Origin of the sequence: Tunturibacter psychrotolerans, assembly GCF_040359615.1 — a bacterium.
GTDB classification, from domain to species: Bacteria; Acidobacteriota; Terriglobia; order Terriglobales; family Acidobacteriaceae; genus Edaphobacter; species Edaphobacter psychrotolerans.
Genome location: NZ_CP132942.1, coordinates 4,626,480 through 4,653,248, shown reverse-complemented (window position 1 = coordinate 4,653,248; position 26,769 = coordinate 4,626,480). Strand labels below are relative to the sequence as shown.

22 protein-coding genes and 5 tRNA genes are annotated in these 26,769 nt (G+C 58.0%); 19 read left to right on the top strand and 8 right to left on the bottom strand.

Features of this window, described 5'->3' with window-relative positions; all coding sequences use genetic code 11:
- Positions 1-9: 9 nt before the first annotated feature.
- Positions 10-246 carry a hypothetical protein gene (locus RBB77_RS19585; RefSeq protein ID WP_353063406.1) on the bottom strand — a complete coding sequence of 79 codons (237 nt, stop codon included), beginning with the start codon at positions 244-246 and terminating at the stop codon, positions 10-12.
- Between the two features lie 2 nt (positions 247-248).
- Here RBB77_RS19585 and RBB77_RS19580 point away from each other — a divergent pair, with 2 nt between their 5' ends.
- Entirely contained in the window at positions 249-1,748 is a 1,500-nt protein-coding gene (locus tag RBB77_RS19580) for an HD-GYP domain-containing protein (RefSeq protein WP_353063405.1), read from the top strand.
- 86 nt (positions 1,749-1,834) lie between these two features.
- On the opposite strand, the gene RBB77_RS19575 is transcribed toward RBB77_RS19580, so the two are convergent.
- The 4 genes from RBB77_RS19575 to RBB77_RS19560 form a co-directional block, all read right to left on the bottom strand.
- The gene (locus RBB77_RS19575) at positions 1,835-3,154 is read right to left on the bottom strand and encodes a PQQ-dependent sugar dehydrogenase (protein WP_353063404.1); all 1,320 of its coding nucleotides are present in this window, start codon (positions 3,152-3,154) and stop codon (positions 1,835-1,837) included.
- Positions 3,147-3,833 (bottom strand): histidine phosphatase family protein, encoded by a 687-nt coding sequence (locus tag RBB77_RS19570; protein ID WP_353063403.1) that lies wholly within the window; start codon positions 3,831-3,833, stop codon positions 3,147-3,149. The genes RBB77_RS19575 and RBB77_RS19570 overlap by 8 nt, the downstream gene beginning before the upstream one ends.
- Positions 3,830-4,831 carry a hypothetical protein gene (locus RBB77_RS19565; RefSeq protein WP_353063402.1) on the bottom strand — a complete coding sequence of 334 codons (1,002 nt, stop codon included), beginning with the start codon at positions 4,829-4,831 and terminating at the stop codon, positions 3,830-3,832. Before RBB77_RS19565 ends, RBB77_RS19570 begins: the two co-directional genes overlap by 4 nt.
- A gap of 176 nt (positions 4,832-5,007) precedes the next feature.
- Positions 5,008-5,832 (bottom strand): hypothetical protein, encoded by an 825-nt coding sequence (locus RBB77_RS19560; protein WP_353063401.1) that lies wholly within the window; start codon positions 5,830-5,832, stop codon positions 5,008-5,010.
- Positions 5,833-6,073: 241 nt separating this feature from the next.
- Between RBB77_RS19560 and RBB77_RS19555 the strand changes: the two genes are divergently transcribed.
- The 12 genes from RBB77_RS19555 to rplK all read left to right on the top strand — a co-directional run bounded on the left by RBB77_RS19555 (position 6,074) and on the right by rplK (position 10,579).
- Positions 6,074-6,149: transfer RNA gene (locus tag RBB77_RS19555), tRNA-Thr, on the top strand.
- Positions 6,150-6,326: 177 nt separating this feature from the next.
- A tRNA-Tyr gene (locus RBB77_RS19550) sits at positions 6,327-6,413 on the top strand.
- Positions 6,406-6,633 carry a hypothetical protein gene (locus RBB77_RS19545; protein ID WP_353063400.1) on the top strand — a complete coding sequence of 76 codons (228 nt, stop codon included), beginning with the start codon at positions 6,406-6,408 and terminating at the stop codon, positions 6,631-6,633. The genes RBB77_RS19550 and RBB77_RS19545 overlap by 8 nt, the downstream gene beginning before the upstream one ends.
- Before the next feature lie 22 nt (positions 6,634-6,655).
- Positions 6,656-6,730, top strand: a tRNA-Thr gene (locus tag RBB77_RS19540).
- Positions 6,731-6,765: 35 nt separating this feature from the next.
- Positions 6,766-6,840: transfer RNA gene (locus tag RBB77_RS19535), tRNA-Gly, on the top strand.
- Between the two features lie 46 nt (positions 6,841-6,886).
- Positions 6,887-7,204 (top strand): hypothetical protein, encoded by a 318-nt coding sequence (locus RBB77_RS19530; protein WP_434557080.1) that lies wholly within the window; start codon positions 6,887-6,889, stop codon positions 7,202-7,204.
- A gap of 106 nt (positions 7,205-7,310) precedes the next feature.
- A complete protein-coding gene (tuf, locus tag RBB77_RS19525) occupies positions 7,311-8,498 on the top strand; it encodes an elongation factor Tu (RefSeq protein ID WP_353063398.1) in 1,188 nt (395 codons plus the stop codon).
- A gap of 280 nt (positions 8,499-8,778) precedes the next feature.
- Positions 8,779-8,928 (top strand): 50S ribosomal protein L33, encoded by a 150-nt coding sequence (gene rpmG / locus RBB77_RS19520; protein WP_013579310.1) that lies wholly within the window; start codon positions 8,779-8,781, stop codon positions 8,926-8,928.
- A gap of 47 nt (positions 8,929-8,975) precedes the next feature.
- Positions 8,976-9,051, top strand: a tRNA-Trp gene (locus RBB77_RS19515).
- Between the two features lie 65 nt (positions 9,052-9,116).
- On the top strand, positions 9,117-9,377 hold the full coding sequence (gene secE, locus RBB77_RS19510; protein ID WP_183787580.1) for a preprotein translocase subunit SecE: 261 nt from the start codon (positions 9,117-9,119) through the stop codon (positions 9,375-9,377).
- Between the two features lie 43 nt (positions 9,378-9,420).
- A complete protein-coding gene (gene nusG / locus RBB77_RS19505) occupies positions 9,421-10,059 on the top strand; it encodes a transcription termination/antitermination protein NusG (RefSeq protein ID WP_353063397.1) in 639 nt (212 codons plus the stop codon).
- A gap of 85 nt (positions 10,060-10,144) precedes the next feature.
- Positions 10,145-10,579 carry a 50S ribosomal protein L11 gene (rplK, locus tag RBB77_RS19500; protein WP_353063396.1) on the top strand — a complete coding sequence of 145 codons (435 nt, stop codon included), beginning with the start codon at positions 10,145-10,147 and terminating at the stop codon, positions 10,577-10,579.
- A gap of 307 nt (positions 10,580-10,886) precedes the next feature.
- Here rplK and RBB77_RS19495 read toward each other — a convergent pair whose 3' ends face one another.
- Complete coding sequence (locus tag RBB77_RS19495) at positions 10,887-11,984, bottom strand: SPL family radical SAM protein (protein WP_353063395.1); 1,098 nt, start codon at positions 11,982-11,984, stop codon at positions 10,887-10,889.
- A gap of 74 nt (positions 11,985-12,058) precedes the next feature.
- Here RBB77_RS19495 and RBB77_RS19490 point away from each other — a divergent pair, with 74 nt between their 5' ends.
- The 6 genes from RBB77_RS19490 (at position 12,059) to rpoC (ending at position 24,357) form a co-directional block, all read left to right on the top strand.
- Entirely contained in the window at positions 12,059-12,655 is a 597-nt protein-coding gene (locus tag RBB77_RS19490; protein WP_353063394.1) for a Uma2 family endonuclease, read from the top strand.
- Positions 12,656-12,814: 159 nt separating this feature from the next.
- A complete protein-coding gene (gene rplA / locus RBB77_RS19485) occupies positions 12,815-13,525 on the top strand; it encodes a 50S ribosomal protein L1 (RefSeq protein WP_353063393.1) in 711 nt (236 codons plus the stop codon).
- Between the two features lie 72 nt (positions 13,526-13,597).
- Positions 13,598-14,326, top strand: coding sequence for a 50S ribosomal protein L10 (gene rplJ / locus RBB77_RS19480; protein WP_353063392.1), 729 nt, complete (start codon positions 13,598-13,600; stop codon positions 14,324-14,326).
- Between the two features lie 138 nt (positions 14,327-14,464).
- The gene (rplL, locus tag RBB77_RS19475; protein WP_353063391.1) at positions 14,465-14,842 is read left to right on the top strand and encodes a 50S ribosomal protein L7/L12; all 378 of its coding nucleotides are present in this window, start codon (positions 14,465-14,467) and stop codon (positions 14,840-14,842) included.
- 638 nt (positions 14,843-15,480) lie between these two features.
- Positions 15,481-19,968, top strand: coding sequence for a DNA-directed RNA polymerase subunit beta (gene rpoB, locus RBB77_RS19470; protein ID WP_353063390.1), 4,488 nt, complete (start codon positions 15,481-15,483; stop codon positions 19,966-19,968).
- A gap of 198 nt (positions 19,969-20,166) precedes the next feature.
- A complete protein-coding gene (gene rpoC / locus RBB77_RS19465) occupies positions 20,167-24,357 on the top strand; it encodes a DNA-directed RNA polymerase subunit beta' (protein WP_353063389.1) in 4,191 nt (1,396 codons plus the stop codon).
- Between the two features lie 791 nt (positions 24,358-25,148).
- On the opposite strand, the gene RBB77_RS19460 is transcribed toward rpoC, so the two are convergent.
- On the bottom strand, positions 25,149-25,682 hold the full coding sequence (locus RBB77_RS19460; RefSeq protein WP_353063388.1) for a PEP-CTERM sorting domain-containing protein: 534 nt from the start codon (positions 25,680-25,682) through the stop codon (positions 25,149-25,151).
- Between the two features lie 467 nt (positions 25,683-26,149).
- A complete protein-coding gene (locus RBB77_RS19455) occupies positions 26,150-26,743 on the bottom strand; it encodes a hypothetical protein (RefSeq protein ID WP_353063387.1) in 594 nt (197 codons plus the stop codon).
- Between the last annotated feature and the right edge of the window lie 26 nt (positions 26,744-26,769).

Here is a 26,769-nt window from a genome sequence, read left to right as displayed (position 1 = left end):
GAGCTGATATCAGCCTGCCGTTTTTTTGCGTCCGTGATTCGGTGTGACGAAGAAATCAGCCGAGGGCGATTCCCACATAGGGAAAGTCTTTTCTTTCCTTCCTTCGTGCACCATTTGGGTAATATCCACCCCCATTTGCCGCCGATATAGTGACCGATGAAGATTGAAGTGCTGCAATGAATCGCGCCAGTCAGCCTTGGGATCAAAGAAGCGAATCCAATCTGGCTCCACGAAAGAGCGAGACATACATGACTCAAACCTCGGCTGCTTTTCGACGTGACACGCAGAGCCTCGACGGATCCATCTCACTGTCGGAGATTATTTCGGCACTCTCCTATGCGCTGGACCTGACCGAAGGCGCAGTGCATGGGCACGCTCTGCGCAGCTGCCTGCTGGGCATGCGCATCGCCCAAGAGGCGAAGCTGCCGTCGGAACAGACCAGCAGCCTCTACTTTGCGCTCCTGCTCAAAGACATCGGTTGCAGCCGCAGCGTCGGCCGCATGAGCAAGATGCACGGCGCAGAAGACCGCCCCGCAAAGGCGGGTTTGGAATCAGAAGATTGGACCAGGGCGCATAAGCCGAGTCTTTCTACTTTGAAGCTGCTCTGGAGCAATGTTCTTCCTGAAACTGGATACCTGGGCAGGGCCGCTCGATTTGTCAGGAGCGGGGTGACGCATCACCAGAACATTTCTGCACTGAGCAGCCTCCGCGATGATCGTGGAGCCGCCATTCTCAGCAAGCTAGGCATGGATCAGATTGCGGCCGACGCCGTACGCAGCGTAAAAGAGCGCTGGGATGGAAGCGGTCATCCGGACAGTCTTAAGGGAGAGCAGATTCCGCTGCTGGCCCGTATCTGCTCCGTGGCACAACATCTGGACTTCACCTCCGCAACGGATGGGATGCAGAGCGCGATCGACACACTCGAACAGCGCAGCGGCACCTGGTTCGATCCGGAGCTCGTCCGGATGACTCGTTCCTTGCACCGTCGCGGGACTCTATGGAACAACTGCTCTCCTGATAACGCCGAGCAGGATACGCGACAGGCTGTTCTCGACCTGGATTCAGGTAGGCGGCATCAGCTGGAACCAAATCAGATCGATCGCATCTGTGAGGCATTCGCGGATGTGGTCGATGCCAAGTCTCACTTCACTTATAGTCACTCGCAGGGGGTTGCGGACGCCGCCTTCGGCATCGCACAGGCTATGGGACTCTCTCGAGATCGCGCGCAGCTGGTTCGCAGAGCCGCGCTGCTGCACGACATCGGCAAGCTGGGTGTAGCGAATACCATCCTCGACAAGAAAAGCCAGTTGAGTCCGGAGGAGTGGAAGACAGTCTACGAGCATCCACGCATCACTCGACGCATCCTGGAGCGGATTGCACCCTTTCGCGAGATGGCTGTCATTGCAGGCGAGCACCATGAGAAGTTGGATGGCTCGGGCTATCCTGACCATCTGAAGGCGCCTGATCTCTCGATCGAGTCGCGCATCGTTGCCGTTGCGGATGTATACGCGGCGCTCTCGGAGGATCGTCCGTATCGCGCAGGCATCGAGCTTGATGAGACGATGTCAATCATGTCGAAGCTGATCCCAAGGCAGCTCGATGAAAGCTGCTTCGAGGCGCTGGTTTCAGTGGTCTCGGGTCAACAAGAGGCCATCTCTGCGCCAACGGTGTTAATTGTGGGTTCGCCGATGGGCTACCCGTTCAAAAATGCGGGCTTCAAAAACACAGCTTTTGAGAGCGCCCTCTGACACAACAGCTCAGAGGAGCCCTACAAAACAAAAGAACGGCCGATGTGATCGGCCGTTTTTGTTTTAAGTTTGTGTCCCGGGACGAGCTATTTGCCGGTGTAGCTGACGTGCCAGATCGTCTTTGAACCGTCGTCGGTGACGAAGAGCGAACCATCTTTCGCCACGGTCACGCCCACAGGCCGTCCCCAGACCTTTCCGTCTGAGGTAACAAAGCCGGTGAGGAAGTCCTCGTACTCTCCGGTTGCATGGCCGTCCTGCATGGGGATGCGGATGACTTCATAGCCGGAGCGGTGGGCGCGGTTCCAGGAGCCGTGCTCGGCTGCGAAACCGTCACCGTCGTAGGTGGAGGGGAACTGCTTGCCGGTGTAGAAGGCGAGCTCGAGCGACGCAAAGTGCGACTGTAGGATGACGTCCGGGGTGATGACTTTGTCCTTCAGCTCCGGGTGAGTGCCTGCCAGGCGTGGGTCCTGGTGGCCGCCCATGTAGAACCAGGGCCAGCCGTAGAATCCGTCCTCCTTCACGCTGGTGATGTAGTCGGGGACGAGGTTGTCGCCAAGGCGGTCACGTTCGTTGGTGGAGCACCAGAGCTGGCCGGTCGTGGGGTTGATTGCTTCGCCGACGCAGTTGCGAATGCCGCTCGCGAAGATCTTCACGAACTTGCCCTCAGGAGAAAACTCAAGAACGTCGGCGCGGCGGAATTCGTTGGGGTGAGTGTCGGGATCGTCGGCGTTTGAGGCTGAACCGACGGAGATGAACATCCGCTTGCCGTCCTGGGAGAATGCGACGTCACGCGTCCAGTGGCCACCACCGCGAAGCTGAGCATATCCGGGCAGCACCGGCACAATCACCTCAGGTGCGGCACTGGCCTTCAGGTCGCCTTCCTTGTAAGCGAAGCGGACGACGCTGGTCGTGTTCGCGACGTAAACCCACTTCGAATGCTCGCCGAGCGGATAGAAGGCGATGCCGAAGGGGTGGTCGAGTCCTGTCGCGAAGACCTCAGTCGTTGTCGCTTTGCCATCAGATCCGACGCCTCGCAGTACCTTCACCTGGCCGGCTTTGCTGTCTGCGAGAAAAAGATCGCCGTTGGGTGCGGTGCGGATCAGACGTGGCTCCGTGAAACCCTGCGCGTACATCTCAACCTTGAAGCCTGCGGGCGCTACGGGCAGCGCGCCCTCAGGCCGCGGAACGACGCTGGGACCATTGTCGACCGACTCGTCTTCCTTTGGCTCGGGCAGGTCGGCAAGGGTGATCTTGCGGCGGACGCCGGGGTGCTCCTGCGTGTAGTCGGCGAAGGCGGCCTTCCCGGTGATGACTGCGTCGGATTGCGCGAAGGCAGAGAGCGGCAGTATCGACGCCACAGAGGCCAGAGCCAGGACTCGAAGAGCGGAGGGAGTAGAGCTATGCATGAGACGATTCTCCTTGGAGCGTAAAAGTTGTTAGATGCTGCTGCCCAACCATTCGAAGTTGACCGTTGACGGCCTCGAGCTCAACCGCTTCGAGGTTTTCTATGAAGTGGACGAAATGAAAGCGTCGAAAGTTTGAGATCAGCTGCTGATCGGTCGCGGTGGGGAACAGCAAGAGGATACGAACTGCCTGCATAAAGAAGCCGTGCGTGAAGACGACGATACATCCGTCAGATTTCAATTGAGTCAACCGCTTGATCACGTCGCGAACGCGTCCTAGGAAGACGCTGAATGACTCAGCGCCCGGGCCATCGGAGTGAGCGGGGTCGTCTTGCTTCCAGAACTTTAGAATGTGCGGCATCTGCTGTTCTTCGCTGGTGTTTTTGAGCCGCCCAGGCTCCAGATAGTTGAACTCATAGATGGGCCACTCCTCGATCGGCACTTCCGGATAGCGCTGACGGAGGGGCACTGAGGTTTGCTGTGCGCGGGTATAGGGCGAGATGAGGAACACTGTAGGTTCGCAGGAAAATCCATCCGCGAACGCCTTTGCCTGCGCGTGACCAAGTTCAGTCAGTGGATTGGTGATGTGGTCTGGGGGCGTGCCACCTGCGTTTGCGACGCTCTGGCCGTGGCGAATGAGGAGAATCCTGGTCGGTTGCTGCGCGGTATCGTCGTTCATCATGGCTGAGAATCGGGATTGGTTGCTGCTAGTTGCTTAACGAGTTCGAGCGGGATGTTCGCGGTTAGAACAGCTCGATCTTTGTGCTGTTCGATCTTCGTCGAGTCGGTCAGTTCGCGAAACGCCGCATCAGTGACGGGATGCGGTTGCATCTGTGCCTGAGCCTGCTGCACGGTCTTCAAAAGAGTGAGCAACGTGTTGAGAGTTTCTGTTGCGTGGGCTGCATCGGCATCGTTGGGAGTGATCTGCTCGATACGAAGATGAATCGTGCCTAGGTAGCGCAGGCTGGCGACGAAGGTTGTGTCCTCCGGCAGAGGCAGCTGTAAGCCGAAGACGCTGACGAAGCCACGGTCAGAGAAGGGAAGTCCTATGTGGCCGAGCGCCCAGACACTCGAGAAAGCGGGCACATCACGATAGCGTGCCGATAGCAGAGACGAGCCTGAAAACGGCGAAGCCGCAGCACGATGCCGATCGAGGATGGAGTGAATCTGCTCGGCCGTCGGCATGTTCGAGGCGGCGATGGTGTCATAGCCAAGCTGCGCGACTCGCAGAGGCCTGGTCGCTTTTTCGTCGCCGACCCGGACGGTGAAGATATCGTGACCCGCGTAGGTCTCCTTTGCCGTGGCTATCGTTGCGAGGTAGCGAGCGAGGCGCTCTCCGTCGAAGCGGCCCTCGAAGACCTCCGAATAGCCAACGGGGCCGTTCGGTCCGTTGGGATTGTCCATGCGATGCAGTGCAAAGGCGGCTGAGTCGAGATCGCGTTCGGGCACAATGCCTGTGGCGTCGATGAACTGCTGGTATTCGGGACTGCGGTTTATCGGGGAGCGATCGAAGTGGGTCGCGGCGCGCAGCGGCTTCAGGTTGGCGTAGACGATCGCGTCGGACTCCGGCAGAAGCCTCGCAACTTCAGGCGGAGCGGCCTTGCGCAGCACCAGCGCGACCACCAGCGCAGCCATCAGCGACAGCATCAGCAGCAGAGAGTAGCGTGTGCGCTTATGCATTCGTAGGTGCATCAGGGACATGGCCCGTCGGGCAAAGTGTCAGCATAGTCAATACGATTCACGAACTGCAGCGCCTCAAGCAATAAGCATAGCCCATCCTTCTGCCCGATCGCGGATATACGAAGCGAGTTGCCGCGATGCTGGATGTTGCGCAGGTGTGTGAGCGTGTTTTGACGCTACTCGACGATGGCGAAGGTATAGATCTTTCCGCCATTGGTGACGTTGCCAGTGCCTGGCGGAAGGATCCCAAATTCACCGCCTGCGATCTTGTTTTCGACCGTAAATTCGTAGGTGCGCGGAGCGGTTCGCTTCGCTGTAAAGGGGACCTCATCCCGGTCCGCACCTCCACTGGAGTGAAAGACTCCGCCTGTAAGAATGCGGAACTCGCGGTTGCTGGAGTTGAGGCGAAATCGAACGAAGGTGTACTCGCTTGCAGCGACGCCCTCCGGCGTGTAGAGCAGAATCTCAATCGGATGTTTCAGTGCAAGCGCCGATTCCCGGCCATTTACGCGGCCATTGCGATCCTGCTTGATGATTCCGTGAGTCGCAGTCGATTTGATGAATCCGCCCGACTTGATGTGAACGATCTCCGGATCGATCGCGATCCACTTGCCTGAGTGGTCTTTGTAATAAACCCCGATCTCGTTGACGTCGGACAGAACGACAGGCTTCTCTGTCTCGGGTAGGTTGGTGATCTGGCGGCGGCTTTTGTTCATCATCGCGGCGATCACGCCGTCGGAGAGCCCCGCAGTCTTCAGCGCGACGAGGGAGTCGGCGTCGGTGATGTACTTGCCAGGCTGCGTGTTGATGGTCTGGATGATCAGATCGTCACCGAGGCCTGCTTTCATCATTTTGACCACGGAGTCGTTGTTCATCACGGCCGTTTTTGGCGGGGGAGCAGACTGCGAACCTTCAATCAATTGCGGCACATTGTCCGTGCTCTGCGCCACTATCGGGAAAGCGCTGAAGAGAAGAGAAAAAAGTAGAAGCAGCAAACGCATGAAGTTAGTCCGACCGGGTCCCTGGATTCAAACGGATAGAAACAGAAATGCTCGCATAGCCTAGCACGGGATCGCGTTTTGGACGATCTCATGGAGGGCCTCGTGAGCGGAAGAAATCCGCAGCTTGCGCACCATTGCTCCGAGGTTCCTGCTATGCTAAAGTTACGTCTGCGGCGCACTCTGCGCGGGCACTGCTGCGCGTCGAGCGGCTGAGCTTACAGAGAGCAAATGGCTGTTTTGGGCTGGCGTAGCTCAGCTGGTAGAGCATCTGATTTGTAATCAGAGGGTCGGGGGTTCAAGTCCCTTCGCCAGCTCCAGTTTCCAGGCAGCAGAAAAAGAAAGATGGTTTTGGTTGTACTGCTTGCCGTTCTGGCTCAGCAGGCCTCCTGGTCCTTCCTTCAAGGGTAACTACTCGCCCGATTCGCGGTTTAGAATCGTAGTGCGGGCTTGAAAGATTGAGATGTGGGCTGCGCGCTGGAGTTCAAGCAGGATGTGCACAGGTGGCCGAGTGGTTAATGGCAGCAGACTGTAAATCTGCCACTCTTCGAGTTACGGAGGTTCGAATCCTCCCCTGTGCACCATAATTTTGTACTGCTGTTGTTGAAGGTTGCTGTAACTGGTGGTGTTGTGGATCTAAGTCCGGCAAGCAGCGGAAGAATGTGGATTGCGCTGGTTGTGCTGGGGCTGTTGGCGGTAGCGGTCTGGCAGACAATGGAGCCGGGCAAGTATCAGCAGCTAACTTGGATCCTGTTAGGTTTTTTTGCCTTTCGTGTCATACTCGGACGGTTGCGTTCGAGGTAAGATTGAAAGGTTAGTTTTAGATGCTGGCGTAGCTCAGTGGTAGAGCACTCCCTTGGTAAGGGAGAGGTCGAGAGTTCAAGCCTCTCCGTCAGCTCCAGATATTGAAGCAAAGGGCTCGGTCCCTGCAGGTAAGCGGGAGTAACTCAGTGGTAGAGTCACAGCCTTCCAAGCTGTTGGTCGCGGGTCCGATTCCCGTCTCCCGCTCCAAAGATTTGTAGACGCGGTCAGGCAGCAGCGATCGCAGGAGAGTGTGTTGAGCAGTCTGTATCAGCAACCCGTACTTACCGTCTCCGATCCGGAGACCTTCAACGCGGTGAAGGCAGCGGTCGAGGCCTCCTTTTCTTCCGGTCGCGTCGTGGACTTCCTGAAGTCGCTGGAACGCTCGAAGCTGCGGATTCGCGACTTCGAGACGGTTCTCGGCAAGGGAAATCTCGGGGCAGCCACAGAGGCTGAGTACCACAAGCTGGGCAACTCCGATCAGGGCCAGATTCGCGAACTTTATCTCGCCAGCCTGGAACGTGTCGCGCCTGAGCTGCGAGATAAGTTCTTCAAGTTGTACGCGTACTACTGAGATCCAACCTCTCCAATCAAGTTTAGTTTTGCGCTTTCAGTTTTCGTTTGAAGTATTCACCTGAACCCCGGTGCACGCGCCGGCCAACACGAGGAGACGAGCAGTCATGGGCAAGGAAAAGTTTGACCGGTCAAAGCCGCACGTAAACATCGGGACGATCGGGCACATCGATCATGGCAAGACGACGCTGACGGCAGCGATTACGAAGGTGTTGTCGAAGCACAACCCGAAGAACACGTTCCGTTCGTTCGACACGATCGACAACGCACCTGAAGAGCGCGAGCGCGGTATTACGATTGCGACCTCGCACGTGGAGTACGAGACCCCGAACCGTCACTATGCGCACGTCGACTGCCCGGGCCACGCGGACTACATCAAGAACATGATCACCGGAGCGGCGCAGATGGACGGCGCGATCCTGGTGGTTGCCGCAACCGACGGCCCGATGCCTCAGACCAAGGAGCATGTGCTCTTGGCGCGTCAGGTTGGCGTTCCCTTCATCGTGGTGTTTTTGAACAAGTGCGATGCGGTTGAGGACGAAGAGCTGGTCGAGCTGGTGGAGATGGAAGTTCGTGAGCTGTTGTCGAAGTATGACTACCCTGGCGACGACACTCCGATCATCCGTGGCTCTGCGTTGGGCGCGCTGAACGGCGAAGCCCAGTGGGAAGCGAAGATCGACGAGTTGATGGCAGCGGTGGACAAGTACATTCCGCAGCCTGAGCGTGCGGTGGACCTGCCGTTCCTGATGCCGATCGAAGACATCTTCTCGATCTCTGGCCGTGGAACTGTGGTGACGGGCCGTATCGAGCGCGGCAAGGTGAAGGTCGGCGAGGCCTGCGAGATCGTGGGTTTTGGCGACACGCAAGCAACGGTCTGCACCGGCGTCGAGATGTTCAAGAAGCAGCTGGACGAGGGTCTGGCGGGCGACAACGCTGGTCTTCTTCTGCGCGGTATCGCGAAGGAAGCGGTTCAGCGCGGCATGGTTCTAGCCAAGCCTGGTTCGATCAAGCCGCACACCGAATTCAAGGGCGAGGTCTACGTGCTCTCGAAGGAAGAGGGCGGACGTCACACCCCGTTCTTCAACGGCTACCGTCCCCAGTTCTACTTCCGTACGACGGACGTGACCGGATCGGCGAAGCTTCCTGCGGGCACCGAGATGTGCATGCCTGGCGACAACATCCAGCTGGAGATCACGCTGCATACGCCGGTCGCGATGGAGAAGGGTCTGCGCTTCGCTATCCGCGAAGGCGGACGCACCGTCGGAGCAGGCACCATCAGCGAGATCATCAAGTAAAGAATTTCAAACGACTGGCGGCAGGGAGGACTCTGCCGCCTATCTTTTTGATTTATTGCTACATTGTCCTACTCGGCGGCTATCGTTCTGACAGTTCGGAGCTACGGCTTTCCTGAAACACTGTTTTAAGAGATAATTTATGAGGACGAGCGTGGCCTGACCGCTTTTCTTTCCGTCTTACAATCAGGATTTGGTTGCAGGGGCCATTGCCCTGTGTTGCGGCGTGTCACTACGCTGCTTGCCAGCCGAAGTGGCTGGCCACGTTAGAAGGAGATTTACTATGCGCGAGATCATTACTCTGCAGTGCCCGGAGTGCAAGAACAGGAACTACTCAACCACGAAGAACAAGAAGACGACCACCGGCCGTCTCGAGTTCTCGAAGTTCTGCAATACCTGCCGCAAGCACACGGACCACAAAGAAACCAAGTAATCTCCAGCCGGATTTGGGGTGAGACGAACGGTCTCACTCCGCACCACGGGGGAGTAAGCTCAACGGTTAAACTGTCGGTCTCCAAAACCGAACTTCTCGGTTCGAATCCGAGCTCCCCCGCCAGTTTGCCCGGTCCCTCAAGTCCGGGAAGAGACAACAGAACGCACTACGAAGATTGAGGCAGTACTATGGCCAAGACAATAGCGGTAACCGAACAGCCCAGCACCGGATTGCAGCAGTTGAAGGCGCAGCCAGCACGTCTCGGCGAGTTCCTCAAGGACGTTCGCAGCGAGATGCGGAAGGTGATCTCTCCCTCGCGCGCCGAGGTGCAGTCGACCACAATCGTCGTCCTCGTCACGGTGTTCATCTTCGCCGCGTACTTCTGGCTGGTGGACAACATCATCGGACGGGCGATCGAAGCATTGCTACATCGCCTGACCCAGCACTAAAAGATTTCGTATTCCGAGTAATAGCGGTAGAGAGAAGTACACGATGCGTGAAGAAGGCATAACGATGGCGGCAGAAGAGCAAAATCCGGTAGAGCAAAATCCTCAGGGAGATTCCACTGAGCAGCTCGCTCCCCCGGTCAATGAGAACTTCAAGTGGTACATCATCCACGCTTACTCGGGCTTCGAGCGCAAGGTGCGCGAGTCGCTTGAGAGCCGCATCACTGCCTTTGGCCTGCAGAACCGCATCGGTCGCATCATGATCCCGACCGAACCGGTCACCGAGCTGCGAAACGGCAAGAAGTACACCATTGAGCGGGTCTTTTTGCCTGGCTACGTTCTAGTCGAGATGGATCTCGACAACGATTTGTGGCACGTCATCAAGAACACCCCGCGCGTCACAGGCTTTTTGGGAACCGGCGACAACCCGGTTGCGCTGTCTGAGCAGGAAGTCAGCTCCATCCTCTTCCGCACCGAGACCGCAGGCAACAAGCCAACCATGAAGGTCAAGTTCGACAAGGGCGAGCAGGTCCGCATCAACGAGGGTCCTTTCGCCAACTTCACCGGCGCAGTCGACGACATCAACGAGGACAAGCAGACCCTCAAGGTCATGGTCAGCATCTTCGGTCGTTCTACCCCGGTCGAGATCGAGTTTTCCAAGGTCGACAAGATCGTCGACGAGTAGTTCGAGAGTTTTGAAATAACATTAAGCAGCAGGCGTTTCGACACATCGACGCCCGCCGCTGGAAGAGTAAAGAGGATTTACCCGAATGGCACCGAAGAAGATCACTGGATACGTCAAGCTTCAGATCCTGGCCGGCAAGGCCACCCCTGCACCTCCGGTCGGCCCCGCGCTCGGCCAGGCTCAGGTCAACATCATGGAGTTCTGCAAGCAGTTCAACGAGCGCACCAAGGCTCCTGACATGGCCGGACTCACCATCCCCGTCGTCATCAGCGTCTACGCGGACCGCACGTTCAGCTTCATCACCAAGACGCCTCCGGCTCCGGTGCTGCTGCTCAAGGCTGCCGGCATCGAAAAGGGCTCGGGCACTCCGAACAAGGAGAAGAAGGGCAAAGTGACCGAGAAGCAGATTCTCGCCATCGCGACGCAGAAGATGCCGGACATGAACGCAACTACGGTCGAGGCTGCAGCGAAGACCATCCGTGGCACCGCCCGCTCGATGGGCATCGAAGTCGTAGCCTAAGCTCGCGGTATCAACTAGCCTCCGTTTTCACGGGCGAGGACGCAAAGGAACCATTACCGACTCTGTCTGTCGGCCATGGCATCCAGGCGTCCTTTTTCGTCCTTAACTTCGCTTTCTATTTTTTCAGACCGGGGGCCAGGGGCGGCATCGTCTCGGAGGTCTTCGAGTCAAAGGTTGGCAGTATGGAGCGACATCAAACCTTCTCTTCAGATTTGAGAGTCGCGCCCTACGTCGCCTGTGACTTTGTCTTATCGTCCTTGCAGGCCGGATCCTCCACCACGTTCGCATCCCTCACCTCTTCTGAACTCTAGGCAAACAATCTCTGCTGTCTGACAACGGTTGCCACATTCTGCGCCGGCCTTTTGCCTCCGCCTTCTTCGTTCCGAGTCAGCAGGGCATCGCTCGAACGCTTTCCCAGACCGTGGCGCCGGCACGCACCATCGACCATCTTTGCCAGCCGCTCGCGATACTCTTTTCCGGCAAAGTCAGCCGTCGCGAAACGTTTCGCGTAGTCAGTCTGCAGGGTGGGGAAGTGCTCACGAACGAAGCTCAGGTAAGTAGGACGTGAACACGGCTTGAGGAAGAGCGGATGCGCTGCGAAGAAACTCGCACCCACCGCGGCGGCTCGGCGAGCCAGGCTGTCCAGCGCTTCTTCGGTATCTGTAATCCCCGGCAGCAGCGGCGATCCAAATACCCCTGCAACGATTCCCGCCTCTCGCAGCCGCTTCACAGCCTGAAAGCGTAGGTCCGGCCGAGGCGCTCGAGGCTCCAGCAAGCGCGCGAGTTTCGCATCGGGTGTCGTAATCGTCACATGCACTACCAAGGTGTTCCTGCGTGCGATCTCGACCAGCAGATCAATATCTCGTTCAATCAGGCGCGATTTCGTCACGATCCCGAGCCGGTATCCATCCTTCCGCGCAAACACTTCCAAGAGGCTGCGCGTGATCCTCGCCCGCCGCTCGATCGGCTGGTAGGGATCGGTCGCGGTGCCCAAAGCGACTTCATCTCGCTGATCGATCTTTTTCAACTCCTGCTCAAGCAGCCACGCCGCGTTTTGCTTTAGGAAGATCATTCTCTCGAAGGTGAGCGGATCACGGAAGTCTGCCGCGGGGGCTATCCCACCCGGCATCGATTCCCCAAGGGTCTTCGGCGCGATGAACTCATGGGTATACCGCGCGTAGCAGTACTTGCACCCGAACTCGCATCCCCGGTAAGGATTGATGCTGTAAGCCAGCGACAACTGCCTCTTCGAGACCGATCTGTTCAGAATGCTGCGTACCTCAAGCGTCTTGAATTCAATCAGGTGACCGTCATCGGCGTGCTCTGCTGCGGCGGCCATGCGAGCGATTCCGACTGGCATTTGAGGAAGAATCGGGAAGAGTGGAGCGTCATTTGATTTCGCCATTTGTTCGCCTTATGATGTCGAGAGTAGGCGCGCATTTCTAATCCGTCAAGGGCCAATTTAGTAGACTTCCCCGTATGAACTCCGCCCTGGCGGGAAAGCGACCGCCGTTTCGCTTCCGGCCCGAAACCCCGATGAGCGATGAAGACCTGATGCGCTTCTGTGCTGCGAACGACATTGCGCGTGTAGAACGCGAGGTGGATGGGGAGATTCTTGTCATGTCGCCCGCAGGAAACCGCACTGGGAGAAGAAACGCGGCCATAATCAGCGCACTCGACACATGGGCCCAGAAAGACGGACGCGGCTATGTCTTCGATTCGAGCACGGGCTTCACTCTGCCCGACGGCTCTATGCGTAGTCCCGATGCGTCGTGGGTAGAAGCCTCCAGGTGGAACGCACTTAGCCGCGTCGATCAAAATCGCTTTTCGCCAATATGCCCTGACTTCCTGATTGAACTGCGTTCGCAATCTGACGAGTTATCGGCTCTGGAAGCGAAGATGACAAGATGGATTGCGAGTGGCGCGAAGCTGGCGTGGCTGATCGATGCCGAGCGAGAAATTGTTGGCATCTATCGTCCCGGTGCTGCACTCGAAACCTTTCAGCGACCGGGTTCGATTCAGGGTAGCGGAGTTGTTGATGGCTTTACCCTGGATTTGGCGAGAATCTGGGCCTAGGTGGGACAATTCTTCATCTCTCCTCTCAATCAGGCCTATTGTTGTTGACGTTTCGTTGAATTCACGGCATACTTATAAGAGTGTCTCAATGTCAAATTGAGGCCAGTCGAGAACCACGCCCGAAGAGAACAGCTTCAGAGGGGTGGGAGACGAGGAAAAATGGCAAGGAAGCTCTCTAAGAATCTAGTGAAGGCGCGTGCGCTCGTAGAGCCCCGTCCTTATCTGTTAGCGGACGCAGTTCCGCTCCTGCAAAAAGCAAAGTATGCGAAGTTCGACGAGACCGTCGACCTGACCATGCGTCTCGGCGTTGATCCCCGCCACGCGGACCAGATGGTTCGTGGCACTGTGGTGCTCCCGCACGGTCTCGGCAAGTCCAAGATCGTTGCCGTTATCACCTCCGGCGATCGCATCAAGGAAGCAGAGGCCGCTGGCGCCGAGTTCTTTGGTGGCGAAGAGTTGGTCGAGAAAATTCAGAAAGAAGGCTGGACCGCCTTCGATGCTCTGATCGCGACCCCCGACATGATGCGTTCGGTCGGACGTCTCGGCAAGGTGCTTGGCCCCAAGGGTCTGATGCCCAATCCGAAGACGGGTACGGTCACTACCGACGTTGCCGCTGCGGTCAAGGAGATCAAGGCCGGTAAGATCGAGTTCCGCACCGACAAGACTGCGCTGGTTCACGTTCCTGTTGGCAAGCTTTCGTTCGATCCGCAGAAGCTGGTTGATAACGCGATGACTGTCATCACGAGCGTTGTGAAAGCCAAGCCGTCTGCAGCCAAGGGCAAATACATCAAGGGTGTCACGTTGAGCTCGAGCATGGGCCCTGGTATTCAGCTCGACTACGCCGCTGCAGAGGCAGCCGGCAAGGCCTAATTTTTAGCCAGCATCAACCCCTCTGGCCGCGGAAGCGAGGAGCGGGGAAGCGAAAACGAAGAGGATTCAGTCATGGCATTGTCCAGAGCATCAAAAACGGAGAAGGTGAAGCAGCTCGCGACCGAGCTCGAGCACTCGACCTCCGCTATCATCGGCACCTTCAAGGGCCTCACCGCCGCGAAGGACTTCGAGCTGCGCAAGACCGTTCGCGCTGCTGGTGGAAACTATCACGTTGTCAAGAACAAGCTGGCTGCACGCGCCAGCGAAGGCACCAAGATCGAGTCGGCACTTCAGGGGCTCAAGGGCGTGTCGGCTGTTGCCTACACCTCGGGTGACCCTGTTGCCCTTGCCAAGGCCCTTTCGACCTGGGTCAAGGACAACGCCGAGTTTACTTTCAAGCTGGGCATCGTTGACGGCAAGGTGATCGACGTCCGCGAAATCGGCGATCTCGCCACCATGCCGGGCAAGGAAGAGCTCTTCTCGAAGCTTCTCTTCCTCATCCAATCCCCTGCGCAGCGTCTGGCTACTGTCATCAACGCCACCGGCCGCGATCTCGCGGTTGTCATCAATCAGGGCGTCGAGAAGGGCAAGTTCGCTGGCGCAGCCGCTCCGGCAGCTGCAGTAGTCGAAGCGAAGGCAGAAGCTGCGGTTGCCGAGGCTCCCGTTGCTGAGGCTCCGGCAGCAGAAGGTCAACTCGTCGCCGAGGCTCACGCTGTTGAAGCTGCGGCCACTGAGCAGCCTGAAAACTCCACCGCATCGCAGGGTGGGGAAGCCGCGACCACGGACCCGGTCGAAGGATAAACCAAGTTTCGCCTGGTCTTCCCGGGGGCGCTGGTCTGGGCGCAACGGAAACCCTGGAAGGCATAGGCAGCCAAAGCGCATTCAGGCTTTGGTAGAGCAATAAGCACCACAAAGTTCAGTTCTAATTGGAGAAATAAAATGGCAGACATCCAGCAGTTGGAAGATTCAATCGTTAGCCTCAGCCTCCTCGAGGCTTCGGCTCTGGTCAAGAAGCTCGAAGAGCGTCTCGGCGTTTCGGCAGCAGCAGCAGTTGCAGCCCCGGCAGCAGGCGGCGGCGGTGCAGCGGCAGCAGCTCCGGCCGAAGAGAAGACCGAATTCACCGTCATCCTGAAGGATGCCGGCGCGAATAAGATCAACACCATCAAGGCTGTACGCGAAGTAACCGCTCTTGGGCTGAAGGAAGCCAAGGACTTGGTTGACGGCGCTCCGAAGCCTTTGAAGGAAAACGTTTCGAAGGATGACGCAGCTGCCATCGCGAAGAAGTTCGAAGGCGTTGCAACCGTAGAAATCAAGTAATTAACAGTTAGCTTGCACGTTAGGGCGGAACGCGATATTCTTGAGGTTAGAGAAAATTCGTTCCGCCTCGGCGTGCTCCTTGGCGGACTGCGGTATCCAGTACAAAACTTCGTTGTCTCCGGATCATCCTGTCTTCACACAGGCTAAGGAACCGGCCACTATACGCTTCGAGCGGCGGATGCGCATAGTGCAATAAGCAACATGCGAGCGGCACAACTTTGGGGTAGGCGAACCTCAATGGCGGCAGGCATTAATACCACCTATATAGAAACAGTGCACAAGTCGACCTTTGCGCTCATGGGGCATGCTGTCCCTGCGAGCGCTTTGCCGTGTTTACAGGCATCCCCGTTGCTCAAGGGGCAAGCAGCATTCTGCACGCGTTCTTTATAGCAGCTTCGAACGCTCGCAGGTAGTAAAAGTTTCAAGTTTTATCCGTGCCGCGGACCATTACGGCAAAACATTTTGCGCATGGGGCTCGCTGCCATCGAGGACAGCAAGACCCGAAGATCTTAGACACTGCGCGATCAGAAGCAAACCCGGAGGGCCTGACCGAAGCCCTCCCCTAACGAGTGAAGCCAGCAATACGATGCCGGCAAACGCACTCGGGAGGCCTCGACGGTCAGTTTTCAGGAGAGAGCATGTCTGGCGAGTCCAACAACAGCGAAATGCGCGCGATCCGAAGCCGTCTTGATTTTTCCAAGATCCCCACATCCATCCAGATTCCCAACCTCATTGAAGTTCAGCGCCGCAGCTACGAGCGCTTCCTGCAGATGGACAAGCTCCCGCAGGAGCGCGAAGACAACGGCCTCCAGTCCGTCTTCACCTCCGTCTTCCCCATCACCGACTTCCGCAACGTCTCCGAGCTTGAGTTCGTCGACTTCTCGATCGGCAACTGGGAGTGCAAGTGCGGCTACCTCAAGGGTCTCAACCACCTGCGCACGGCCTGCACCAACTGCGGCCACATGGTTATCACCGACCCCTTTCATCCGGGCGACGTTCTTTGCAACTTCTGCGGAACCTACAACAAGAACACACCTGACTTCTGCACCAAGTGCGGCGACCCTGTCGGCCTGCAGCTGAAGTACGACCAGGCAGAGTGCGAAGAGCGTGGCATGACCTACTCCGCCCCTCTCAAAGTCACCATCCGTCTGAAGATCTACGACAAGGACCCGGAGACCGGCGTCAAGAGCCTGCGCGACATGAAGGAGCAAGAAGTCTTCTTTGGCGACATTCCGCTCATGTCGCAGAACGGCACGTTCATCGTCAACGGCACCGAGCGCGTTATCGTGTCGCAACTCCACCGCTCGCCCGGTGTCTTCTTCGAGACTGCGAACAACCGCACCTACTTCCTCGGAAAGATCATTCCGTACCGCGGCAGCTGGGTCGAGTTCGAGTACGACCAGAAGAACACCCTCTACGTCCGTATCGACCGCAAGCGCAAGTTCCTCGGCACCATCTTCCTGCGCGCGCTCGGCCTGCGTACCGATGAAGAGATCCTCAAGACCTTCTACACCGTCGACACCATCAACGTAGCCGACGGCAAGCTGCACTGGAAGGTCGTTCCTGAAGGCCAGCTCAGCAACCTGCAGGGAACTCGTCCGGCCCATGCCATCACCGTCAAGGGTGAAGAGATTGCTCCTGCCACACGCAAGATCTCCGCTCACACTGTGAAGGGTCTACGCAGCCACAAGATCGAGTCGGTCGAAGTTGAGACCAGCGAGTTCGACGGTGCGATGACTGCCTCTGACGTCGTCGATCTCACCACCGGCGAACTGCTCTACGAAGCCAACCAGGAGCTGACCGCCGACAAGCTGCACAAGATCATCCAGTCCGGCGTCACCAGCATCGAGGTCTTCTTCCCCGAGCGTGACGACGTGGGCAACATCATCACCAACACTCTGCGTCGCGACTCCGTTCGCAAGCCTGAGGAAGCTCTCATCGAGATCTACCGCAAGCTGCGTCCAGGCGACCCACCGACGCTCGACACCGCGACTGCACTCTTCGAAGGCATGTTCTTCGATCCGCGCAAGTATGACTTCTCGCGCGTCGGCCGTCTCAAGTTCAACATCAAGCTGTACGAGAACCAGGATCCCTCCGGCCTCGACAACCGCACGCTCACGCCTGAGGATTTCTACGGCACCATTCGCTACCTCCTCAAGCTGCGCAAGAACATCGGCGTCGTCGACGACATCGATCACCTTGGCAACCGCCGCGTTCGCGCTGTCGGTGAGTTGATGGAGAACCAGTTCCGTATCGGCCTCGTCCGTATGGAGCGCGCCATCAAGGAAAAGATGTCGGTCTATCAGGAGATGTCGACCGCGATGCCGCATGACCTCATCAACGCCAAGCCAGTCATGGCCGCGATTCGTGAGTTCTTCGGCTCCTCGCAGCTCTCGCAGTTCATGGACCAGACCAACCCCCTGTCGGAGATCACGCACAAGCGTCGCCTCTCCGCCCTTGGGCCCGGTGGTCTGTCGCGTGAGCGCGCTGGCTTCGAAGTCCGCGACGTGCACCCCACTCACTACGGCCGCATCTGCCCGATTGAGACGCCGGAAGGCCCGAACATCGGTCTTATCTCGTCGCTCTCCTGCTTTGCGCGCATCAACGAGTACGGCTTCATCGAGTCGCCGTATCGTCGCGTGAAGGATGGCCGTGCGCTCGACTACGTCTCCGTGTCGAACGCCGGCGAGTCCGGTCTGCGTCAGGGTGACTACCTCGAGATCGAAGAGGCCCGCGCCAAGAATGCAGAGCTGAAGAAGGCTGGCAAGCGCACTATGGATCTTGCTCCGTTCAGCTTCTACCTCTCGGCTTGGGAAGAAGACCGCCACACGATCGCGCAGGCGAACATCGAGCTCGATGAGAAGTTGAACATCGTGCAGGATGTCGTCGACGCTCGTCGTCAGGGTAACTTCGTCCTCGTCAACAAGTCCGAAGTGGACTACGTTGACGTCTCGCCGAAGCAGCTCGTCTCGGTTGCCGCTTCGCTCGTGCCGTTCCTTGAGCACGACGACGCCAACCGTGCGCTGATGGGCGCCAACATGCAACGGCAGTCGGTTCCTCTGCTCGTCGCTGAAGCCCCGTTCGTCGGTACCGGTATGGAAGGCGTCACCGCCCGCGACTCCGGCGCCGTCATCCTGGCCAAGCGTAACGGCATCATCGACTCGGTCGACTCCGAGCGCATCATCGTGCGCGTAGAAGGCGAGCATCACCCCACGCAGCTCTCGCGTGAGGTTGGTTCGGACATCTATCAGCTCACGAAGTTCAAGCGCTCCAACCAGAACACCTGCATCAACCAGAAGCCGATCGTTCGTAAGGGTGATCGCGTCGTCAAGGGTCAGGTCATCGCCGACGGTCCTTGCACCGAGCAAGGCGAACTCGGCCTCGGCCGTAACGTTCTGGTCGCCTTCATGCCGTGGCGCGGTTACAACTTTGAGGACGCGATCCTCATCTCGGAGAAGCTGGTCCGCGAGGACTACTACACCTCGATCCACATCGAGGAGTTCGAGATCGAAGCCCGCGACACAAAGCTTGGGCCGGAAGAGATCACGCGCGATATTCCCAACGTCAGCGAGCACGCATTGCGCGATCTCGATGACTCGGGCATCATCCGCATCGGCGCGAAGATCGGTCACAACGACATCCTCGTCGGCAAGGTAACGCCGAAGGGTGAAACGCAACTGACGCCGGAAGAGAAGCTCCTCCGCGCCATCTTCGGCGAAAAGGCCGGCGATGTTCGCGACGCTTCGCTCACGTGCCCTCCGGGTATCGAAGGCACCGTCGTCGACGTCCGCATCTTCTCCCGGAAGGGTCAGGAGAAGGACGAGCGCGCCAAGCAGATCGAGCAGGAGATGATCGAGAAGCTCGAGCGCAACCTCGCCGACGAGATTCGTATTCTCACCGACGAGCGTCTCAAGCGCCTCGAGGCCATCCTCGGTACGAAGGAAGTTCTCGCAGACCTGCACGACGAGCGCACGAACAAGAAGTTGCTCAACAAGGGCGATATCCTCGACCGCGACACCATCGAGCTCATCAGCACTCGTAACCTCAAGCGCATCCGCTACGCCGACAAGGACCCCCGCGTCAACGAGCAGATCGATGAGATCGAGGAGATGACCTCACGTCAGATCGATGTTCTCCGCAAGATCACCAACGAGAAGATCGGCAAGATGCAGAAGGGCGACGAACTCTCGCCTGGCGTCATCAAGATGGTCAAGGTCTACATCGCGATGAAGCGCAAGCTCTCTGTCGGTGACAAGATGGCCGGCCGCCACGGTAACAAGGGTGTCATCGCACGCATTCTGCCGGAAGAGGATATGCCGTACCTCCCCGATGGAACTCCCGTCGAGATCGTCCTCAATCCGCTCGGCGTGCCTTCGCGTATGAACGTCGGTCAGATCCTCGAGACGCACCTCGGCTGGGCTGCACACGAGCTTGGCAAGCAGGTCGCCGAACTCGCCGCAACCATGCAGTCGGCCAACGAAGTCCGCGAGCTCTTCAAGGCGCGCTTCGCCGGTACCGCTGCGCTGAACCAGCTTCTTGACCTCGACGACGAGCAGACCCTGCGCGTTGCCGCCGGCATGAAGCGCGGTATCTGGTTCGGCACGGCAGTCTTCGACGGTGCACGCGAGACCGAGATCAAGGCGCTTCTGAAGTCCGCTGGTCTTCCCAGCTCGGGCAAGTCGCAGCTCTACGATGGCATGGTCGGAGAACCTTTCGAGCAGCCCGCCACCGTCGGCTACATCTACATGCTCAAGCTGTCGCACCTTGTCGATGACAAGATCCACGCTCGTTCCATCGGACCGTACTCGCTCATCACTCAGCAGCCGCTGGGTGGTAAGGCACAGTTCGGCGGACAGCGCTTCGGTGAGATGGAAGTCTGGGCCCTTGAAGCTTACGGCGCCGCCTACATCCTGCAGGAGCTGCTCACCGCCAAGTCCGACGACGTCTTCGGTCGTACCAAGATCTACGAAGCCATCGTCAAGGGCGAAGCTGCCATCGAGCCGGGTGTACCCGAGTCGTTCAACGTTCTTATCCGCGAACTGCAGTCTCTCTGCCTCGACGTCGAACTGATCAAACAGGCCGACCAGAAGAAGCAGCCGCTGCCAGCTATCGCCGCAGCAGATTAGTCGATACCGCTCCACCCCAGGCACGGTCCTTCTGAATGAGGCTCACGCTCAACATTCACGAAGGGCCGGCCAAAAGGGAAGAGCAACAAATTGAAGCAGGCAGTGGACCTAACCACCCACCGCCCAGCAGAAGTAAAGCAGCAGTAACCAGCAGCAAGGCGCAACAAACGCCAGACACTGCATACGGAGACGTCAAATATGTTTCGCTCCAGCCCATTTGAACTGACCGGACCCATCGCCGACTTCGACGCCATCAAGATCCAGCTCGCCAGCCCCGAGAAGATCCGCAGCTGGTCGCACGGCGAGGTCACCAAGCCAGAAACCATCAACTACCGCACCTTCAAGCCCGAGCGCGACGGCCTATTCTGCGCACGCATCTTCGGACCCATCACCGACTGGGAGTGCCTCTGCGGCAAGTACAAGCGCATGAAGCACCGCGGCGTCATCTGCGACAAATGCGGCGTCGAAGTCACCCTCTCGAAGGTTCGCCGCGAACGCCTCGGCCACATCGAGCTCGCCAGCCCCTGCTCGCACGTCTGGTTCTTCAAGGGCCTGCCCTCGCGTATCGGCCACCTGCTCGACATCAGCCTGCGTGAGCTCGAAGCTGTTCTCTACTTCGAGTCCTACGTCGTGGTCGATCCAGGCGACGCGCCCGTCAAGGAGCGCGAAGTTATCAAGGACGAGACCAAGTTCCGCGAACTCGATCAGCAGTACCGCCCCTCCGGCTTCAAGGCCATGATGGGCGCCGAGGCCATCAAGGAACTCCTCAAGCGCGTCGAAGTCAACGAGCTCTCCATCGAGCTGCGCGAGCGCATGAAGTCCGAAACCTCGCTGCAGAAGAAGCTCAAGTACTCCAAGCGCCTCAAGATCGTCGAGGCCTTCCGCAAGTCCGACAACCTGCCCCAGTGGATGATCCTCGACGTGATCCCCGTGATCCCGCCAGAGCTGCGTCCTCTCGTTCCGCTCGACGGCGGCCGTTTCGCCACGTCCGACCTGAACGACCTGTATCGCCGCGTGATCAACCGTAACAACCGGCTCAAGAAGCTGATGGACCTCCACGCTCCTGAGGTCATCGTCCGCAACGAGAAGCGCATGCTGCAGGAGGCCGTCGACGCTCTGTTCGACAACGGCCGCCGTGGCCGCGTCCTCCGCGGTGCGAACAACCGTCCGCTGAAGTCGCTCTCCGACACCCTCAAGGGCAAGCAGGGTCGCTTCCGTCAGAACCTTCTCGGTAAGCGCGTCGACTACTCCGGTCGTTCGGTCATCGTCGTCGGTCCCGAGCTGAAGCTGCATCAGTGCGGTCTTCCCAAGAAGATGGCGCTCGAGCTCTTCAAGCCCTTCATCTATCACCGCCTCGAGCAGACCGGTCACTGCACCACCATCAAGCAGGCCAAAGAGATGGTCGAAATGCAGGAACCCATCGTCTGGGACATCCTCGAAGAGGTCATCAAGGATCACCCGGTTCTTCTGAACCGCGCCCCGACGCTTCACCGTCTCGGCATCCAGGCCTTCGAGCCCGTGCTCGTTGAAGGTAAGGCGATCAAGATCCATCCGCTCGTCTGCACCGCCTTCAACGCGGACTTCGACGGCGACCAGATGGCCGTTCACATCCCGCTCTCGCCTGAGGCCCAAATCGAAGCCAGCGTACTCATGCTCGCTTCGCACAACATCCTCTCGCCCGCCAGCGGTCAGCCCATCACCGTTCCGACGCAGGACCTCGTCCTCGGCCTCTACTACCTCACCAAGGCGAAGGTTAACGCCAAGGGTGAAGGCCGCGTCTTCGCCAACATCGAAGAGGTCTTCATGGCTCTCGAAGCGAAGCAGGTCGAGACCCTCACCCCGATCCGTCTGCGCTACACCGGCCCTGTCCTCGACATGACCACCGCGTACGACGATCAGGACCTCACCCACACCGAGCCGGTCGAGTTCAACAAGCAGTACATCAACACGACCGTCGGCCGCGCCATCCTCAACGATGCGCTTCCCGAGGGCATGCCTTACGTCAACGGCCTGCTCAAGAAGAAGGGCATCGGTCAGCTCATCAACTACTGCTACCTGAACCTCGGCCTCGAAGTCACCGTCAAGACTCTCGACCGCGTCAAGGATCTGGGCTTCACCTATGCCACGCGCTCCGGCCTTTCGGTCGGTCTCGACGACATGGTCATCCCCGACTCCAAGTACACCGTCGTGGGCGATGCCGAAAAGCAGGTTCTCGCCATGCAGCAGCAGTACCTCGACGGAGCCATCACCAACGGTGAGCGCTCCAACAAGGTCATCCAGATGTGGTCGGGAGTTACCGAGCGCGTCGCCGATGAGATGTTCAACAACATGAAGCGTGCCGACAAGGAAGGAGCCATGAACCCGATTTACATCATGGCCGACTCCGGTGCTCGTGGATCCAAACAGCAGATCCGTCAGCTCTCCGGCATGCGTGGTTTGATGGCCAAGCCCTCCGGCGAAATCATCGAAACCCCCATCACGGCGAACTTCCGCGAAGGTCTCACCGTGCTGCAGTACTTCATCTCAACGCACGGCGCACGTAAGGGCCTCGCCGATACCGCACTCAAGACCGCCGACTCGGGTTATCTCACCCGCCGTCTGGTCGACGTTGCGCAGGATGTCATCATCTCGCACAACGACTGCGGCACTGTCGAAGGCATCTACGTCACCCCCATCATCGAAGCCGGCGAGACCATCGAGCCCCTGCGCGACCGCATCATCGGCCGCGTCTCGCTCGAGAAGCTCAAGGACTTCGAGGGCAAGACCATCGTCGACATCAACCAGGAGATCGACGAAGATCTCGCCAACGCCATTCAGGCCGCGGGTATCGAGCGCGTCAAGATTCGCTCGGTTCTCACCTGCGAATCCAAGCGTGGCGTCTGCATCCTCTGCTACGGCCGTAACCTCGGCTCCGGCAAGATGGTTGAGATGGGCGAAGCCGTCGGCGTCATCGCGGCGCAGTCCATCGGCGAGCCCGGTACTCAGCTCACCATGCGTACCTTCCACATCGGCGGTACGGCATCACGCGTATCCGACGCTTCGCACCTCGAAGCCAAGAACGTCGGTACCGTACGCTTTATCAACCTCGTCACCGTTCGCTCCAAGGACGGCGGCCTGGTTGCCTTCAACCGCAACGGTTCTCTTGCCATCGTCGATGACAAGGGCCGCGAGAAGGAGCGTTACGCTGTCGTCTACGGTGCCAAGCTCAAGGTCGAAGAGGGCCAGCAGGTAGCGCAGGGCGATCGCCTCGGCGAGTGGGATCCGTACACCTTCTCGCTCCTCACCGAGATCGCTGGAACCGTCCAGTTCAAGGACCTCCAGGAAGGCGTCACCCTCAACGAAGAAGTCGACGAAGTCACCGGCCTCAGCCGCCTGGTCGTTGCCGACTCCTCCGATGAGAAGCGTCAGCCCGCGATCATCATCAAGTCCGCTCACGGCAACAAGCGTTACCTCATGCCTTCACGCGCTCACCTCATGGTGGCCGACGGCGACGAGATCTTCCCCGGCGACATCCTTGCCAAGATCCCACGCGAAACAACGCGTACCAAGGACATCACCGGCGGTCTCCCACGCGTCGTCGAACTCTTCGAGGCTCGCAAGCCGCGCGACCCGGCAATCATCAGCAAGATCGATGGTGTCGTTCGCTTCGGTGAAGTCTCGAAGGGTCAGCGCAAGGTCTACGTCACTGCGGACAACGGTCAGGAAGAGGAGTACAGCGTTCCCCGCGGTACGTACGTCAACGTGCAGGAAGGCGAACGCCTCCGTGCCGGTGATGCGCTCATCGACGGTCCTCGCAACCCGCACGACATTCTGGAAGTTCTCGGCGAGCGCGCATTGCAGCAGTACCTCGTCAACGAAATCCAGGAAGTCTACCGGCTCCAGGGCGTTACCATCTCCGACAAGCACATCGAAACCATCGTTCGTCAGATGCTTCGCTGGGTCAAGATCGAAGAAGTCGGTGACACCAGCTTCCTCGTCGATCAGCAGACCGACCGCTTCCGCTTCAACGCCGAGAACCAGCGCGTGTTGATGTCCGGCGGCAAGCCTGCCATCGGCCGTTCGCTCCTGCTCGGCATCACCAAGGCGTCGCTCTCGACCGACAGCTTCATCTCGGCCGCCAGCTTCCAGGAGACCACCCGCGTACTCACTGAAGCCAGCATCAACGGCTCCATCGACACGCTCCGTGGCCTCAAGGAAAACGTCATCGTAGGCCGCCTCATCCCCGCCGGCACCGGCATGGAGTACTACCGCAACGTCCAGCTCTCACCCGAGCTAGAGGAAGCGGCAGCCCAGGTCCAGCAGGAAGTGGCATCCGCCATCGAAGCCGAAGAGCGCGAGCTAGAGCAGATGCGCATGGAAGGCGAACAAGAAGAACTAGCCGCCGAGTAGGTACTTCGTACCGTTCTCGACGCTTCGCGTGAAACCTTAAACTACAGCAACAACAACGGGCGGACTCGAAAGAGTCCGCCCGTTGTTGTTGACGAATTCCCAAGCGAGCTAAGGTGTAAAAGTTTGCAATCCATTTTCTATGAAATTCGAATTAGAAATATCACTCCCAAAAAATCTACGGTAGTTCTGGCGAGTGCGATCCAAACTCTCTGGGTAGCCCCCGCTAATCACAATAATTTCGGGTTGATTAGTCCTACATAATTGCATTCGTTTTAGTAAGTACTTAAACTCGAAGTCAGCAGATGGCAAAGAATACCCTATAAACACCCATCGGGTAGCTTCGCGTAAGAGTCGCTCTGCTGCGAACCAAGACTTCTGAAACATCGGAAATTCTAATGCCTTTCGATAACTAAACGTGGCAATCCTTGTGCCCAACGGTACATCCTCCGCACATATACACGTAACCTTCGGTATTCTGCTCATTCGCTCCACGGTTGCTTGAGCCCTTGTTTTCTTTTCGCCGATCGATTTCCCGATTCGCTTCAAATCCTCCACCGTCGTTAGCTGATTTGCGATTCGTATTGGCGGGTGGCCCACACATAAATTTCACTAGAACGGGTGCCCCATTCATGCAGTGTCATCGCATGAGTGGGCATTCGCGCCACGCGCGAACCGTCTCGCGGCTGAATCTAAATCTTCAGCGGATGGCCCACCCTTACGACAGCCACAGATGATCGGGTGCCCCATCCTCCGCGCACTTTTACGAAGGGTGGGAGAGTAATTGATCAACATTACAAGCCCGAACGAAATCTCCGTCGCAACGCTCCTGCCAAACCAACCGCGCCGGTGGCCAGCAGAACAAGGGAGGACGGTTCAGGTGTCGCGGTCGTCAAAGTTACCAGGCTTACGTCGTCCACGCCCATATTGAAGTAGCCGTCGTTATCGGCTTCGGCAAAGCGTAACTGGTAGGTTCCGGGAGCGAGCCCCGAGAGATCAAACGTGTAAGAAATGTAAGGATTCACAGTTCCGAGAGGAGTGTCGGACCCCTCGATCAGATTTTCGACGACACCCGAGCCCGTATCAAACGCACTCGCACCTGCGGTGAGGATGTCCACACGGTCGCATTCCACCGAGGAGACCGTGTAATCTAAGCCGCCGCCGCAGACCGTGCCATCAGAACCGTAATTATTGACGAACATGTCGAAGCTCAGAACAGCACCTCCGCCCGGGAGGGTGAAGGTCTGGGTAAGAGAGTGGGCGCCGGGATCGTCCTGATCAGTCACCGCGTAATAGGTGCCTGAAGCTGGTCCAACCGTGGTGCCCACTGATTTATTGTTAACACTGGTCCCGGAAGAAAGGTACCAGGTACCACTTCCCCCAGCTTGGTCTGTTTCGGTCCAGCCGGCTAATGTGCCAGTTTCAAAACCGCCATTTTGAATGAGCTGGTCGGCCAATGCTGGCGACGACGCAACGAGGAATGAGAAAAGGCATACAAGGACCTGACGCAGAATCCGCATAAGGATTCCTCCGATTTAAAGTGCCCCCCGTAAATCTGCTCGGGTGCAGAGTTAATGCAATCGAATCGCCAATGTCCGTTAGCCGCAAGTGGGCAATTGCACAAGCAAATAACTTTTCTTTTCAACATCTCGGTTTCACATGCAAAAAAATGCAACGCTAAGGGGAGTTTTTTCCTTACATCCCCATAAATAGCGGGTGGGCCGGGTGCCCCATATCTCGATTCTGAGATGTGGGCATTCGCGCTGGCGCGAACACCCTTATTCCACGAAGTTGATCAGGACTTTGGGGAGCGTCGGTGCAGATGATAAACGAGGCCTGCATCTAGGAAAGCGGAACCGACACTTTGATTGGAGCCACTCGCGACCGCTCCTAATTCGAACACCCGAACATCGAAGGAGTGATTGAGGCGAACATCAAGACCGCCAGCGAACTCGACATCGCCACTGGTAAATCGAGTGGGTTGTGTAGTGAGATCTTGGGCAGCAGGGCCTGTAATGTCGTTGATCTTGAAAGTTGAGGTAACCACTCCGCCTCCGAGCATGAAATAAGGCCGAAGCGCGACATGTTCGGGTACGAACCCGATTCGTAAAGCCGCTGTTGCCAGGCCTCCTCCACGAACGCCAACACCGTAGGAGCCGCGTACATCCACTCCAGCCGTCAGGCGACTCTGTATCGGAAAGTTATAAAAGACGCCACCGATGAACCCGGCCGTGTCACTCTTCGCTGCGGAGGTATTGTTATTTTCGAAGTCGTAATTGACGAGCGCGACCGATCCGTAGATGGATGTCTGCGCAAGTGCATTCTGTTTGGGAGCGAAAACAAGTAATAAAGCGAGCAACGACGCGAAGCAGCGAAAGAGGGGCACCATGTTCCTTATGTTGGGTATTGGGAAGT

Excerpts from the sequence above, each read along its gene's own strand:
- rplL (WP_353063391.1), top strand. The coding sequence starts at position 14,465 with ATGGCAGACATCCAGCAGTTGGAAGATTCAATCGTTAGCCTCAGCCTC.
- RBB77_RS19455 (WP_353063387.1), bottom strand. The coding sequence starts at position 26,743 with ATGGTGCCCCTCTTTCGCTGCTTCGCGTCGTTGCTCGCTTTATTACTT.
- RBB77_RS19580 (WP_353063405.1), top strand. The coding sequence starts at position 249 with ATGACTCAAACCTCGGCTGCTTTTCGACGTGACACGCAGAGCCTCGAC.
- rpmG (WP_013579310.1), top strand. The coding sequence starts at position 8,779 with ATGCGCGAGATCATTACTCTGCAGTGCCCGGAGTGCAAGAACAGGAAC.
- tuf (WP_353063398.1), top strand. The coding sequence starts at position 7,311 with ATGGGCAAGGAAAAGTTTGACCGGTCAAAGCCGCACGTAAACATCGGG.
- nusG (WP_353063397.1), top strand. The coding sequence starts at position 9,421 with ATGCGTGAAGAAGGCATAACGATGGCGGCAGAAGAGCAAAATCCGGTA.
- RBB77_RS19495 (WP_353063395.1), bottom strand. The coding sequence starts at position 11,984 with ATGGCGAAATCAAATGACGCTCCACTCTTCCCGATTCTTCCTCAAATG.
- RBB77_RS19585 (WP_353063406.1), bottom strand. The coding sequence starts at position 246 with ATGTCTCGCTCTTTCGTGGAGCCAGATTGGATTCGCTTCTTTGATCCC.
- rpoB (WP_353063390.1), top strand. The coding sequence starts at position 15,481 with ATGTCTGGCGAGTCCAACAACAGCGAAATGCGCGCGATCCGAAGCCGT.
- rplK (WP_353063396.1), top strand. The coding sequence starts at position 10,145 with ATGGCACCGAAGAAGATCACTGGATACGTCAAGCTTCAGATCCTGGCC.
- rpoC (WP_353063389.1), top strand. The coding sequence starts at position 20,167 with ATGTTTCGCTCCAGCCCATTTGAACTGACCGGACCCATCGCCGACTTC.
- secE (WP_183787580.1), top strand. The coding sequence starts at position 9,117 with ATGGCCAAGACAATAGCGGTAACCGAACAGCCCAGCACCGGATTGCAG.
- RBB77_RS19490 (WP_353063394.1), top strand. The coding sequence starts at position 12,059 with ATGAACTCCGCCCTGGCGGGAAAGCGACCGCCGTTTCGCTTCCGGCCC.
- rplJ (WP_353063392.1), top strand. The coding sequence starts at position 13,598 with ATGGCATTGTCCAGAGCATCAAAAACGGAGAAGGTGAAGCAGCTCGCG.
- RBB77_RS19560 (WP_353063401.1), bottom strand. The coding sequence starts at position 5,832 with ATGCGTTTGCTGCTTCTACTTTTTTCTCTTCTCTTCAGCGCTTTCCCG.
- RBB77_RS19575 (WP_353063404.1), bottom strand. The coding sequence starts at position 3,154 with ATGCATAGCTCTACTCCCTCCGCTCTTCGAGTCCTGGCTCTGGCCTCT.
- RBB77_RS19565 (WP_353063402.1), bottom strand. The coding sequence starts at position 4,831 with ATGCATAAGCGCACACGCTACTCTCTGCTGCTGATGCTGTCGCTGATG.
- RBB77_RS19570 (WP_353063403.1), bottom strand. The coding sequence starts at position 3,833 with ATGATGAACGACGATACCGCGCAGCAACCGACCAGGATTCTCCTCATT.
- rplA (WP_353063393.1), top strand. The coding sequence starts at position 12,815 with ATGGCAAGGAAGCTCTCTAAGAATCTAGTGAAGGCGCGTGCGCTCGTA.